Here is a 13,531-nt window from a genome sequence, read left to right as displayed (position 1 = left end):
AAGTATCAGACGGAGCGTGGTCATCCGTCGTTTCGAAGAAAGGAAGAGCATTATGGCAGTAACAGGACAAGTACATTCAACAGAAAGTTTTGGATCAGTAGATGGACCAGGTATCCGTTTTATTGTATTCATGCAAGGATGCCGCATGCGTTGCCAGTTTTGTCATAATCCAGATACATGGAAGATTGGCACCGGTGTCGAACGAACGACTGATGATGTCTTAGAAGAGGCATTGAAATATCGCGAATTCTGGGGACAAAAAGGTGGGATCACCGTCAGTGGTGGGGAACCATTGCTTCAGATGGACTTTCTGATCGATCTGTTTCGTAAAGCCAAAGCAGAAGGTGTCAGCACGACATTAGATACTTGTGGAAAACCATTTACACGGGAAGAACCATTTTTTAGCAAGTTTCAAGAGCTGATGACCGTTACTGACTTGTTATTGTTTGATATCAAGCACATCGATAACAAAGCCCATAAAGAGCTAACTACCCAATCGAACGATAATATTTTGGATATGGCGAATTATCTTTCAGAGATCAATCAGCCTGTCTGGATTCGTCACGTGCTGGTTCCTTTTAGAAGCGACTATGATGAATTTTTGATCCGTTTGGATGAGTTTATCAAAACACTGAAGAATGTCGATAAAGTAGAGATCTTGCCTTATCACACGATGGGGAAATACAAGTGGGATGAGCTTGGTTTGAAATATCCCCTTGAAGGGATCGAACCACCAACAGAAGATCGGGTGAAAAATGCCAAGCGTTTGCTTCATGTAGACGACTATAAAGGTTACTTAACCCGTTGATCAAAACAGGAAAGAAGAGATTGCTATTGCTTCTTTCCTGTTTTTTTACTATGATTAGAAAGTGAATATCAATTGAAATAGGAGCGATGAAGAAATGTCGAAAATATTAGTATTCGGTCATCAAAATCCTGATACCGACGCCATTGGTGCAGCAATTGCCTTTGCGAATTTACAAAATCAACTTGGAAAAGATTGTGAAGCAGTAGCGCTTGGTACACCGAATGAAGAGACACGATTTGCGTTAGATACCTTTGGCCTAACTGCCCCTCGGGTGATCGATTCAGTGGCAAAGGAAACCCAAGAAGTAATGTTAGTGGATCATAATGAATTTCAACAAAGTGCAGCGGATATTGCGGATGTCACTGTGTTGGCAGTTGTTGATCATCATCGTATCGCTAACTTTGAAACGGCAAATCCACTGTATTATCGTGCAGAGCCGGTCGGTTGTACAAGTACGATCGTGTTGAAATTATACAAAGAAAATCAAGTGGAAATTCCAAAAGCGATCGCAGGAATCATGCTCTCAGCGATCATCTCTGATACATTGTTGTTTAAATCACCAACATGTACCGACGAAGACGTAACAGCAGCCAAAGAACTAGCCGTTATAGCAGATGTAGAACTGGAAGTCTATGGATTAGATATGTTAAAAGCTGGTACGAATCTTGGAACGAAATCAGCAGCAGAATTGCTGGACCTAGATGCCAAAAGCTTCCCAATGGGTGCTAAAAACATCCGTATCGGACAAGTCAACACGGTTGATCTAAAAGAAGTCTTTGACCGTCAAGCAGAGTTGGAAGCGGCTATGAAGGATTCAATGGCAGCAAATGGCTATGATCTGTTCTTGCTGGTTGCCACTGATATCTTAGATAGTAATTCTGAGCTGCTAGTCGTTGGTGAACCAACTGCCCCAGTAGAAGCAGCCTTTAAAACGACATTAACCAACAATCGTGCGTTTTTACCTGGTGTCGTTTCTCGTAAAAAACAAATCGTACCTCAATTAACAGAGGTTTTTGAAGGATAATTAAGCTAACTGTCTGAATGCTGGTGAGATCTGTTTTGGTAGATCAAGCCAGTATTTTTCATGATTGTTTGGATAAGGAGTACACGCAGTGAAATTTTTTTATAGTCCCCACTTTCGCTCATTGCAACCGATACTGGAATCTTCGAAATTCCATGAATTGGTAGAGGAGCTATTAAATAGCCAAGAGCCGCCGACACTACGAGCATTAAAAGCGAAGTTTACAGATGGTTCTTTTGATAAAATTCTTGACCGCTTGATCGCAGAAAAGTTGATCATCCGTCAAGAACGACGCTATTATTTAGGCTTCCCCATCTATACTGAACATGATCAACAGCAGATACAAGTAAGTGATGATTTCTATCAAGCAGCGCGCAATTGGTCAACACAAGAAGTCGCTGGTTTTATCAAAAGTTTTGCTGCGTCAAGTGTTGAAAATAAATACTTTTACGGTTGTCAGCAAGGAGTTGAACAAGGAGCGGTCTATGCATTGAGTCATGAACAATTTCAGTTGATCTCTTACTCAGAAACACAGTGGCCACCAACACTGCCTGCTTTTTTTGAAGCGAATGAACAGTTGCGCACCCTTGCGATCTATGATGAATTAATGGATTTGATCGGTGATGTCGATCCAGTCTATTACTTAGACCAAGTGAGTGTGATCCTTGAACGCATTCGTAAAAATAAAAAAGTCCGTCCGAGTATTTTTCTGGAATCACTTCAACGGGTCGAGATCATAAGCCCTGAGCTACATTTGTTGCTGGAAGAAATAAATTGTGATAATCTAAAAAACGAGCGTTATCCGTCTTCTGAAAAGGATCTGTTCGTCCAACGCCTTGTGATCGCTCACTTGGCAAACAAATCAGGTTCATACAATACACTTTATTTCAATAATAATTAAAATTTCTAATAATTATATTATTTGTTTTAAATTTTCTGACTATTAAAAAGTTGCTAGATTCGATTCTAGCAGCTTTTTTTCTTATTTCTTCAAATGATAATTTGATGAATAAAAATTAAAAAACAACAATCGTTTTGTTTGGAGTTTTGATTTCTTGATGATATGATGATTCTAGAACTTTGAAAGGGGATATAAAAATGGAAGGATATAAAACGGTTGATTTTGAACAGTTGGAACAAAACAAAACGAAAGCAGAAATGATCACGTTCGTATCAATGTCAGAAATAGAAGCTGCTCGGCAAGCAATTACAAAAGCGGGGATCGATGAAACGCGTTTTTCTGATGGCGATCTCATTCTTGCGTTAAAACAACAGGAACGGTTTGGGGCAAATACGATCGTTTCCGTGATCATTGATTGGCTAATCAATCAAAACTATCTGGTGAATCCAGCTCATGCCATGCGTTACTTAGCAAAGAAAATGGCAAATGGGCCAGTGACGAGTTACAAATTATTAAGTGAGGGTGAGTTTGATTGTGACGGGAACTATTACTTGATTGCTCGAACAAACACATCCTCATCGGCAAATAAAGTCTATAAAGTTTACACGGATGGACAAGTAAAAGAGCTTTGGCAGGCAAAATAAGTACAGATGATTTCGGCTCTAGTGAATAAGGAAAACGGCTGTGTAAGCAGTAGTTAGCGGAAAAAGGATTTTTTTAGATTGAAGGTTGTGAAAGACGCGTGAAACTAAACATTCGAATCGGCTTAGCTGGCAGTCATCTTCTGATTGGTGCATTCAGCTTGCTCGGCGCTCTGCTGACGCTTTATAAAGTACCGACAAGTTTTGGTGCGATCCAAGCCTTGTTAGGTGAAATTTATTATACCGATACGGTATTTGACCGATTTACTCAGCTCTTCTTGTTGGGGATCATCAGTCTTTATACCGTGGTGACCAGTTTTTATGGGTTTCGATTTTGGTGTTTTTGCTCCGCCTCTTCTGCATTTGGGACACTGTTGGCATATTTTGAATTAACTGAAACACTTCCAGTGATGGTAGTTTTCATTCTTGTTTTAGCAAGTTTGTTTCAGTTATGGGTAGTCACATACTTCATTTTCCAAAAGCTAAAAAGTAGAGCTGAAACAGGTTGAACAGATACGTTCAAGCTGTTTTTTTCTGTCAAAGATTATTTGCTGGCAACTAAGGTTATTGCGTTACTAGCGCAATGTTTTATGCTATGCTAGATAGAGAGATGTAGTTGATTTTGAAACGATTTCTAAAAGATGAAAGAGTGTAACAAGTTCGTTGGCATTTCAGTCAACGATCAAAATGAATTTGAGGAGGACTGATGAGAGAGTGGTTACCAAACAACAGGTACTGACTGCGGAAAAAGACTTTCTGAGTGGTGAAAATTTTTATGTACAGCATTTCTTAGGCGCCCATCAAGTAGATGATGGCTACGTGTTTCGCGTTTGGGCACCAAATGCTCAGCAAGTTTGGCTTGTTGGCGACTTCAACCAATGGACGGATACCTTGCCGATGAACAAAAGGACGGAATCCGGTGTTTGGGAAATTGAGACCAACCAAGTAAAAGAAGGACAGCTTTACAAATACAAAGTAAAACAAGCAAATGGACGAGAAGTATTGAAGATCGATCCTTTTGCTGTCCATTTTGAAGCTCGACCAGGAACTGCTGCCGTGTTGCATTCGATCCCACAAAAAAAATGGCGGGATGGGTTATGGCAAGGACGGAAAAAAAGACAAAAAACATTTAATCGACCTCTTAATATTTATGAAGTTCATGCCAGCTCCTGGAAGCACCACGAAGATGGCACCCCTTATCGCTTCTCCGAATTAAAAGATGAACTTATTCCTTACGTGAAAAAAATGGGCTACACCCATATCGAATTTATGCCTTTGATGGAACATCCCTTAGGAACCTCCTGGGGCTATCAATTGACTGGTTACTTTGCACTTAGCTCCTATTATGGGACACCAGAAGAATTTCAAGACTTTGTAGAGGCTTGTCATTTGGAAAATATAGGTGTCTTCGTTGATTGGGTGCCAGGACATTTTTGTGTCAATGATGACAGTCTTGCCTATTATGATGGCACGCCGACCTTTGAATACATGGATGAAAACCGTGCGAAAAATGTTCGCTGGGGTGCGATCAACTTTGATCTAGGCAAACCGCAAGTCCAAAGCTTTCTGATCTCAAGTGCATTGTTCTGGATCGAATTTTACCACATTGATGGTATTCGGGTAGATGCCGTTTCCAACATGATCTATCGCGATTATGATGAAGGCCCATGGGAACCGAATCACGAAGGGGGCAATCGGAATTTTGAAGGGTACTATTTCTTACAAAAGCTCAATTCAGTCATCAAGTTAGCCCATCCTGCAGTTGTCATGATTGCAGAGGAAAGTACTTCCGAGACCAAAATAACAGGAATGGTCGAAGGAGGCGCTCTCGGGTTTGACTACAAATGGAATATGGGCTGGATGAATGATGTCCTGCGTTTTTACGAAATGGACCCGATTTTCCGTAAAGATCATCTAAGCCTTTTATCTTTTTCTTTCATGTATCGGATGCAAGAAAATTATATCTTGCCACTCTCCCATGACGAAGTGGTTCATGGCAAAAAAAGTTTGATGCACAAAATGTGGGGAGACCGCTACAAACAGTTTTCACAACTACGAAATCTCTTTACGTACATGATGATGCATCCAGGGAAAAAACTGTTATTCATGGGTAGTGAATGGGGACAGTTTTTAGAATGGAAATATGATCATGGTCTTGAATGGGTCGATTTAAACGACGCATTCAATGCAAAAATGCAGTTCTTCACCCAGACCTTGAATGAATTATACAAAGAAGAACGAGCCCTTTGGGAATTGGATGATCAAGAAGATTCATTGATGGTGATCGATGCAGACAACTTAGATGAAACGACATTGACTTTCTTACGACAAGGAAAAACGAAAAAAGATTTCTTGATCGTGGTTGTCAATCTGACACCAGTGGAGCGTCACGATTTTGCGATCGGCGTGCCATACGAAGGAACGTATCGCGAGATTTTAAACACGGAACGGGATGTATTTGGTGGAACTTGGGTGGCGAATAACCCAGACTGCCAGACCAGTAATACCCCTTTTAAGCAATACGACTATCAAATCAAAACAATTTTGCCTGCACTTGGGGCTTTAATCATCAAACCAGAAAAAATCAAAATGACTCGAAAAAAAGCAGTAAAGAAAGCACAAAAAAAAGAGTAGAGGGGGAACGGTGAGTAGATCACCAAACAAAATGAAAACAGAGATGTTAGCAATGATCCTCGCAGGGGGACAAGGGACTCGATTAGGGAAATTAACAAAGAATATTGCTAAACCAGCGGTTCCATTTGGTGGCAGATATCGGATCATCGATTTCACGTTGAGTAATTGTGTCAATTCAGGAATCAAAAATGTGGGTGTTGTCACTCAGTACCAGCCATTAGCACTAAACAACCATATCGGAAATGGTGCAAGCTGGGGATTGGATGGAATTAGTACCGGTGTGACGATCTTACAGCCATATTCAAATTCAGAAGGCGAAAAATGGTTTGAAGGAACCGCCCATGCGATCTATCAAAACATCGCTTATATCGATGAGATGGACCCGCAATATGTCTTGATTTTATCAGGGGACCATATCTACAAAATGGATTATGAAGAAATGCTGGAAAAACACAAAGAAAATGATGCTTCATTGACGGTTGCAGTTCTCGAAGTACCGATGAAAGATGCCTCGCGTTTCGGAATCATGAACACCGATAAAAATGACCGTATCATCGAATTTGATGAAAAACCAGCCGAACCAAAAAGCAATCTCGCTTCAATGGGGATCTATATTTTCGAATGGAGTCGTCTGCGCAGTATGCTGTTGAGTAACTATACAAAAGACGGCGAAATGGTCGATTTTGGGAAACATGTCATTCCTTCTTATCTCGAAAGCGGCGACAACGTTTTTGCCTATCGCTTCTCTGGCTATTGGAAAGACGTAGGAACGATCGATTCATTGTGGGAAGCCAATATGGAATTTATTGATCCAGCAATGGAGTTGAATATTCGGGATAAAAGTTGGCAAGTATTTTCTAAAAACCCAATCGCACCACCACATTTTGTGACTGAGACCGGGGCTGCGAGAAACTCTCTCGTGATGGATGGCTGTTATGTTGCAGGGGAAATCGAGCACAGTATTTTATCAGAAAATGTGCAGGTGAAAGAAGGATCGACGATCAAGGACAGCGTGATCATGCCTGGAGCGGTGATCGGTAGAAATGTTAAATTAAACCGAGTGATCGTTGGGGAAAATGCAGTGATTGGTGACGATGCAGAGATCGATGGAACAGACGAAATTGCCGTAGTCGGCTATTCTGAAATTTTAGGGGTGACGATTGATGAGAACTAATAAAATGTGTGCGATTTTAGGGAATCTGCAACGATACCAAGACTTGATGCCATTAACAGAAAACCGTCCGCTGTCGACTTTATTGTTTGACTGCAAATATCGCTTGTTAGATTTTAATCTTTCAAGTATCGAAAATGCCAATATCAAACAAGTCTATATGATTTTCAATGAAGGAGAAACGCAGTCGGTCTTCGATCATATCGGTGGCGGAAAAGAGTGGAACTTGGACGGCGTACAAAACCGTTTCTTTATTCACCTGTTCCAAGACTCATTGAAAAAGCAAGCAGAAGGACAAGAGTATTATTATAATGTCATCGACTATTTGGAAAAATCCAAATCGGATCATACCGTATTTATGGGCAGCAAAGTCTTATGCAACATTGATTTGCGTGCCTTGCTGAAAATCCATCAGCTACAAGGCAATGAAATGACCGTCGTATACAAACGCATCAGCAGTGACAATGTTTGCGAAAGTGATCTGTTGTTCAATGTAGACAGTGAAGGTCACTTAGAAGAAGCGATCCAAGCGAAAAAAGGTGAGGTCAGTGACCTTGTCAACTTATGTACGGATATTTTTATCATTCAAACAGATCGTCTGATCGCTGCGCTAAAAGAGGGGCAAAAAGTTGGCGCAACGGCAGACCTCGGTCAATTTTTACGAGAAATGATCGCTGTTGAAAATACAGGTCTATATGAGTACACTGGTTACTTAAGTAACATTTATGACATCTCTTCTTACTATCAAACAAATATGGATATGCTCGATGTGCATAAATTTACGTCGTTGCTTTATTCGAATCAAAAGATCTATACCAAACTGAAAAACGAAGTGCCAACGTATTATTCAGAAACATCTGACGTGAAAAATAGCCACTTTGCTTCTGGCTGCATCGTGGAAGGAACGGTCGAACAGTCACTCGTTGCCCGCCGCACGAAGATCCATCCTGAAGCAAAAGTCAAAGGAGCGATCATCTTCGGAAATAATGAGATCAAAGCAGGTGCCGAAGTCTCTTATGCGATCCTAGATAAAAATGTGACCATCGCAGAAGGTGTCAAAGTGCAAGGAACCAAAGAAACGCCAATCGTCATTAAGAAAAATTCTCATGTGACCCAAGACGTTATTGGAGGGGCAAGCGCATGAAGGTTCTGTTTACAGCAGCGGAATGCGCCCCATTTTTTAAAACAGGCGGATTAGGGGATGTTGCAGGGGCATTACCAAAAGAATTGGTCAAAAAAGGCGTCGAGACGATTGTGGTCTTACCCTATTTCACGAAAATGCCTGCTGAATACCAGGAGCAAATGGAAGATTGTTTTTCCTTTGAAGTGGCGGTCGGTTGGCGCAAGCAATATTGTGGGATCAAAAAATTAGTTCTAGGCTCTGTGACCTATTATTTCATAGACAATCTCTACTATTTTGGCCGCGAACGGCTCTATGATTTTTATGATGATGGGGAACGCTTTGCTTTCTTCCAATTAGCCGTGATCGAAATGATGGAACGCATTGAATTTATTCCAGACATCGTGCATGTCAATGATTACCATACGGCGATGATTCCCTTCTTGATCAAAGAAAAATATCATTGGGTTCAAGCGTATCAAAACATACGCACCGTTTTGACGATCCATAACATTGGGTTTCAAGGGTGGTATAGTCGCGATATTTTACCAGATCTTTTTGGTATGGGGACTGAGAGATACGATGATGGCACACTACGTTTAAACGATTGCTTGAACTTTATGAAAGCAGGAATCTTGTATGCGGACCGCATCACGACGGTCAGTCCTTCCTATAGTGAAGAAATCAAAACCTCTGAGTTCGGCTGTGGGCTTGAAGTGATTTTACGTATGGAAAGCGGCAAACTCAGCGGCATTTTAAACGGAATTGATTACGAAATGAACGATCCAGAAACCGATCCTCATTTGGACTATCCTTTCAGTGTCGAAGATTTATCAGGAAAAGCTAAAAACAAGCGAGCGCTACAAGAACAATTTGGTTTGCCTACCCGTAAAGATATCCCATTGATTTCTGTTGTTAGCCGTTTGACCACTCAAAAAGGGTTCCATTTGGTCCTTGAAGAAATGGAAAATCTCTTGCAATTTGATGTTCAGTTCATCTTACTAGGGACTGGCGAACATGATTTTGAAGAAGGCTTTCGCTATTTTGCTCAGAGATATCCTGACAAATGTGCTGCCGCGATTTCTTTTGATATTGCATTGGCGCAAAAGTTATACGCAGCAGCGGATCTTTTCTTGATGCCTTCCGCCTTCGAACCATGCGGACTGTCACAGATGATCGCGATGCGTTATGGTACATTACCGGTCGTTCACGAAATCGGTGGCTTGAAAGATACGGTAGATTCCTATAATCCGATCACGAAACAAGGTACCGGCTTTGGCTTTCAAGAGTTTTCACCATTTTACTTGATGAATGCCTTGAAGCAAGGGATAGAATTGTATCAATCTGATCAGGCAACGTGGAACGTATTGGTCAAGCAAGCAATGGAAAAAGATTTCAGCTGGAATCAAAGTTCCGATCTTTATATCCAGTTGTATAATACTATCAAAGTTTGATTGTTTTAAGACAGAAGAATCCTTGTCTGCAACAGAACTGCTAGTTGTAAGACTAGCAATTTTGGCGGCAAGGATTCTTCTTTTTTATAAATTGAATGCAAAAAGGAGTGTAACCCTATGACAAAAGAACGATTGCGTGAACTGCTAGAAATCAGTGTTCATGAACTCTTTGCGATTGAAGTGGATGAAGCTTCACCGCAGGAATTGTTTCAAGCACTAGCCAATGTGGTGAAGCAAATGTATTCAGAAGACTGGCGTCAAACCAGAAAAAATCTCTTGCTGGAGGATCAAAAACAAGCGTACTATTTTTCAATCGAATTTTTGCCTGGCAAAATGCTAAAAAGCAATTTGTTGAATATGCAGCTGTTGGAGCAAGCGGAAGCCGTTTTTGAAGAGTTAGGCGTTTCCCTTGATGACGTTGCGGATACAGAAAAAGACATGGCTTTAGGAAACGGGGGCCTCGGTCGTTTGGCCTCTTGTTTTATGGACTCGCTGGCTTCATTAAGCTTGCCGGGAAATGGGAACGGGATTCGCTATCGCTATGGATTATTTAAACAAAAATTTATTGACGGCCATCAAGTAGAATTACCAGATGATTGGTTACGTTCTGGGAATGTCTGGGAAGTCCGCAAAGAAAGCAAAGCGGTGCCTATTCGATTTGGTGGGCAGGTCTATCTCGTTACGGGAGAGGACGGAAAACTAGCGCCAGTCTATGAAGGCGGCTTTACCTGGCGGGCAGTTCCGTATGACACCGCGATGGTTGGCTATCAGAATCAACACATCAACACACTGCGCTTGTGGAGTGTCGAAGTGCCTGCTGAAGATGAGGCGCATTATGCGACATTGGAATCACGGCAAGCCTTAGAAAATTTGACTGCTGTTTTATATCCAGATGACTCAAACGAGATCGGCAAACGCACACGATTGATGCAAGAATACTTTTTTGTTTCTGCAGGCATTCAAAGTATCATTCGCTATTATAAAAAATCGAATCTGCCTTTAGCGATGCTCAGTGAACGAGTAGCAATCCATATCAACGACACGCACCCAGCGCTTTGTGTCCCAGAACTGATGCGTATTTTAGTTGATGAAGAAGGCCTTGCTTGGGAACAAGCGTGGGCGATCACCGTGAAAGTCATGAGTTATACGAACCATACGATCATGGCGGAAGCCTTAGAAAAATGGCCAGTTCGCATGATTGAAGAAGTGTTGCCGAGAATGGATCAGATCATCAAAGAAATTGATCGGCGCTTTGTCGAAGGAATGCAAGGGGTCCATCCGCAAGCCTTACTGGATCGGACGCGAATCATTATTGATGATCAAGTCCATATGGCACATCTAGCCATCATCGGCAGCCATAGTGTCAATGGGGTAGCCAAGCTCCATTCTGATTTACTAAAATCAGTGGTACTCCATGACTTCTATCTCATTTATCCTGCCCGTTTCAACAATAAAACCAACGGCATCGCACAACGGCGTTGGCTTCAGCTAGCCAATCAACCATTAGCCAAAGTGCTGGATCAGTCGATCGGTACGAGTTGGCGCAATGACCCCTTGGATCTGCAGCTGCTCAAAAATTATTATGATGACGAAACCGTTCTGCAACAAATTGCCGACGCAAAAATGAGTAACAAGCGTGCACTGGCACAGTACATTCAAAAAGCAACGGGCATTACAGTAGATCCAACGGCAATTTTTGATGTGCAGATCAAACGCCTGCATGCGTACAAACGACAACTGCTGAATCTAATGCATATTTTGAAGCTCTACTTTGAGGTCAAAGACGATCCGACTGCAGCGTTTCATCCAAGAGTCTTTATTTTTGGTGCCAAAGCAGCACCAAGCTATCACTACGCAAAATCGATCATTAAAGTCATCAATGAAGTGGCGAATCTGATCAATCATGATGAAACCATCAATGATAAAATCAAGGTTGTATTTTTAGAAAATTACAACGTTTCATTAGCAGAAAAAATCATTCCAGCAGCGGATGTCAGTGAACAAATCTCATTGGCCTCTAAAGAAGCGTCAGGGACAAGCAATATGAAGTTGATGCTAAATGGGGCAGTAACGATCGCGACTTTAGATGGTGCCAATATTGAGATTCGAGATGCGATCGGTGATGAAAACATTGCCATCTTTGGGTTGACGGAAGAAGAAGTGTATCAGTATTACGCCCAGCATAATTATTCTGCTTACACCTACTATGAGTCAGATCCAGTCTTGCAACGGGTGGTCAATGCCTTTATTGATGGGACGATCCCGAATATTCAAGTTGAAGGTCGGGAAATCTTTGATTCCCTTTTGAAATACAATGATGAATACTTTTTATTAAAGGATTTTCATGCCTATTGTGACGCGCAGCATCGGGTAGATAGTGCCTATCAGGATACGCAACGTTGGCGTAAAGTCAGCCTAATGAATATTGCCAATGCAGGCAAATTTTCGGCAGATGAAACGGTGCGAAATTATGCTGCAGATATTTGGCAGATCGATCCATTATTTGCCCATGTCAAAGAACCGAATGCAGCAAGCTTGACTGAGACGGTGCCTCCAGCCGAATTTAGCTGAAGTGTCCTCATCTGAAATGGTGTAGTCTTTCGTGAAATTCTCCTTAATTTATGGTATGATGAAAAAAATGCATGTAAGAGGATGAGTACAGTGGCAAATTATTTAGATGTGAAACGAAAACACTTCCGTTTTCCTGCTTATGATGATACAGATGGTGTGAAGCTGCAATCCGAGCATCGCCCCGCATTCAGTAAAGCAGATGATTGGATTTTAACCGAAATCAAAGATCCCGTGAGTCATTCTCACAAGGATGAAAATCAATCTTTACAGCGCAAAGTGCAGTCCAGCCAACGGGATCGGGGGCACAATGTTCGTCAAAAAGAAGAGCTTGCCAATCACCGTGCCAACTTGCCTCAGTACGGAAAACGTCCAGTGAAAGAGCAAATGCCAACAGGAAAAACCAACTTTTTTGGCAAAGAGGCGAACCATTCTTCTTATCAAGTGACTAGTAAGAAGGAAAAAGCTGAGGTTCCTGTTTCTTCGAAAAAAGAATATTCGGGGCGCTCTTATTTCGTGCCTAAATATATTCCTGCATCGATTATTCCAGATGAGCAAAAACCTGAAATTACACCGAACGATTTGATGGATGCAATGGCAAAAAAACAAGAAAGTTATTTGTTGTTTGATACTGAACCAGCAGCTTATCAAGTCAAAGAAGAAAATGATCCGACCGTCAAAAAATTCAATCGCCACCCCTCTGTTGGGATGACACGCAGTGAGTTTCGAGCCAGCAATAAAAAAAATGGTGAAAAAAAACGTTCCGTTTTAGATCGATCATTAAAAGGAATGATTGAAGACGATCAACAAGAAGAATCTTCAAATGGCTATTTTCGTTCTAAATAGCAGTGACAGTTACTCTTAATAGAAGTGGTCCTTTGAGCATAACGATGAATGATTTCAGCTAGATGGCTAACATCTAGCTGTTTTTTTTGTGTGCCGAAACTATCGATTTCACAAAGTGATTAGGTGAAATACATTTTTCACCGCCTGAGGAATATTCTGATTTTACTAAGCAATAGCGTGGGCTATAGAATAAAGTGAAACGATCAAAACCATCGTTATTTATAATGTTTGTTATTTATAATGTTTGTTATTTTAATTGGCGATTTTTTTTGTCATTTAAAATCGATGGCAAGTCAAACGGTGGCAGGACAGTGGTTTTCTGATCAGCTGCAATTGAAAAAGGGAAGCAAGCGTCCTGATGGCTAAA

At 41.3% G+C, this 13,531-nt stretch carries 11 protein-coding genes; all 11 read left to right on the top strand.

Features of this window, described 5'->3' with window-relative positions; translation table 11 throughout:
• Nucleotides 1-52: 52 nt before the first annotated feature.
• The 11 genes from pflA to IGI72_RS11190 all read left to right on the top strand — a co-directional run bounded on the left by pflA (nucleotide 53) and on the right by IGI72_RS11190 (nucleotide 13,164).
• Nucleotides 53-808, top strand: coding sequence for a pyruvate formate-lyase-activating protein (gene pflA / locus IGI72_RS11240; protein WP_010749400.1), 756 nt, complete (start codon nucleotides 53-55; stop codon nucleotides 806-808).
• A 94-nt stretch (nucleotides 809-902) separates the two neighbouring features.
• Complete coding sequence (locus IGI72_RS11235) at nucleotides 903-1,832, top strand: manganese-dependent inorganic pyrophosphatase (protein ID WP_438754227.1); 930 nt, start codon at nucleotides 903-905, stop codon at nucleotides 1,830-1,832.
• An 88-nt stretch (nucleotides 1,833-1,920) separates the two neighbouring features.
• Nucleotides 1,921-2,730: a DUF1803 domain-containing protein gene (locus IGI72_RS11230; protein WP_332283482.1), complete on the top strand. Its 810-nt coding sequence runs from the start codon at nucleotides 1,921-1,923 to the stop codon at nucleotides 2,728-2,730.
• A gap of 197 nt (nucleotides 2,731-2,927) precedes the next feature.
• Nucleotides 2,928-3,374, top strand: a complete 447-nt coding sequence (locus IGI72_RS11225) for a hypothetical protein (protein WP_005229648.1) — start codon at nucleotides 2,928-2,930, stop codon at nucleotides 3,372-3,374.
• Between the two features lie 98 nt (nucleotides 3,375-3,472).
• Nucleotides 3,473-3,880: a hypothetical protein gene (locus IGI72_RS11220; protein ID WP_005229650.1), complete on the top strand. Its 408-nt coding sequence runs from the start codon at nucleotides 3,473-3,475 to the stop codon at nucleotides 3,878-3,880.
• A gap of 178 nt (nucleotides 3,881-4,058) precedes the next feature.
• Nucleotides 4,059-6,005, top strand: coding sequence for a 1,4-alpha-glucan branching protein GlgB (gene glgB / locus IGI72_RS11215; RefSeq protein ID WP_213356793.1), 1,947 nt, complete (start codon nucleotides 4,059-4,061; stop codon nucleotides 6,003-6,005).
• A 31-nt stretch (nucleotides 6,006-6,036) separates the two neighbouring features.
• A complete protein-coding gene (locus IGI72_RS11210) occupies nucleotides 6,037-7,179 on the top strand; it encodes a glucose-1-phosphate adenylyltransferase (protein ID WP_431401863.1) in 1,143 nt (380 codons plus the stop codon).
• Nucleotides 7,169-8,320, top strand: a complete 1,152-nt coding sequence (glgD, locus tag IGI72_RS11205; protein ID WP_016610808.1) for a glucose-1-phosphate adenylyltransferase subunit GlgD — start codon at nucleotides 7,169-7,171, stop codon at nucleotides 8,318-8,320. Before IGI72_RS11210 ends, glgD begins: the two co-directional genes overlap by 11 nt.
• Complete coding sequence (gene glgA, locus IGI72_RS11200; protein ID WP_438754225.1) at nucleotides 8,317-9,750, top strand: glycogen synthase GlgA; 1,434 nt, start codon at nucleotides 8,317-8,319, stop codon at nucleotides 9,748-9,750. Before glgD ends, glgA begins: the two co-directional genes overlap by 4 nt.
• A 117-nt stretch (nucleotides 9,751-9,867) precedes the next feature.
• On the top strand, nucleotides 9,868-12,321 hold the full coding sequence (locus tag IGI72_RS11195) for a glycogen/starch/alpha-glucan phosphorylase (RefSeq protein ID WP_428207122.1): 2,454 nt from the start codon (nucleotides 9,868-9,870) through the stop codon (nucleotides 12,319-12,321).
• A gap of 81 nt (nucleotides 12,322-12,402) precedes the next feature.
• Entirely contained in the window at nucleotides 12,403-13,164 is a 762-nt protein-coding gene (locus IGI72_RS11190) for a hypothetical protein (RefSeq protein WP_142968261.1), read from the top strand.
• The last annotated feature ends 367 nt before the right edge of the window (nucleotides 13,165-13,531 follow it).

It is taken from the genome of Enterococcus sp. DIV1059_2, from assembly GCF_051713685.1.
Classification (GTDB): domain Bacteria; phylum Bacillota; class Bacilli; order Lactobacillales; family Enterococcaceae; genus Enterococcus_D; species Enterococcus_D casseliflavus.
This window is presented reverse-complemented; position numbering and strand designations above follow the sequence as displayed.

What these genes read in the sequence shown, in the direction of transcription:
- IGI72_RS11225 (WP_005229648.1), top strand. Translation starts at nt 2,928, where the DNA reads ATGGAAGGATATAAAACGGTTGATTTTGAACAGTTGGAACAAAACAAA.
- IGI72_RS11195 (WP_428207122.1), top strand. Translation starts at nt 9,868, where the DNA reads ATGACAAAAGAACGATTGCGTGAACTGCTAGAAATCAGTGTTCATGAA.
- pflA (WP_010749400.1), top strand. Translation starts at nt 53, where the DNA reads ATGGCAGTAACAGGACAAGTACATTCAACAGAAAGTTTTGGATCAGTA.
- IGI72_RS11235 (WP_438754227.1), top strand. Translation starts at nt 903, where the DNA reads ATGTCGAAAATATTAGTATTCGGTCATCAAAATCCTGATACCGACGCC.
- glgD (WP_016610808.1), top strand. Translation starts at nt 7,169, where the DNA reads ATGAGAACTAATAAAATGTGTGCGATTTTAGGGAATCTGCAACGATAC.
- glgA (WP_438754225.1), top strand. Translation starts at nt 8,317, where the DNA reads ATGAAGGTTCTGTTTACAGCAGCGGAATGCGCCCCATTTTTTAAAACA.
- IGI72_RS11190 (WP_142968261.1), top strand. Translation starts at nt 12,403, where the DNA reads ATGAGTACAGTGGCAAATTATTTAGATGTGAAACGAAAACACTTCCGT.
- IGI72_RS11210 (WP_431401863.1), top strand. Translation starts at nt 6,037, where the DNA reads ATGAAAACAGAGATGTTAGCAATGATCCTCGCAGGGGGACAAGGGACT.
- glgB (WP_213356793.1), top strand. Translation starts at nt 4,059, where the DNA reads ATGAATTTGAGGAGGACTGATGAGAGAGTGGTTACCAAACAACAGGTA.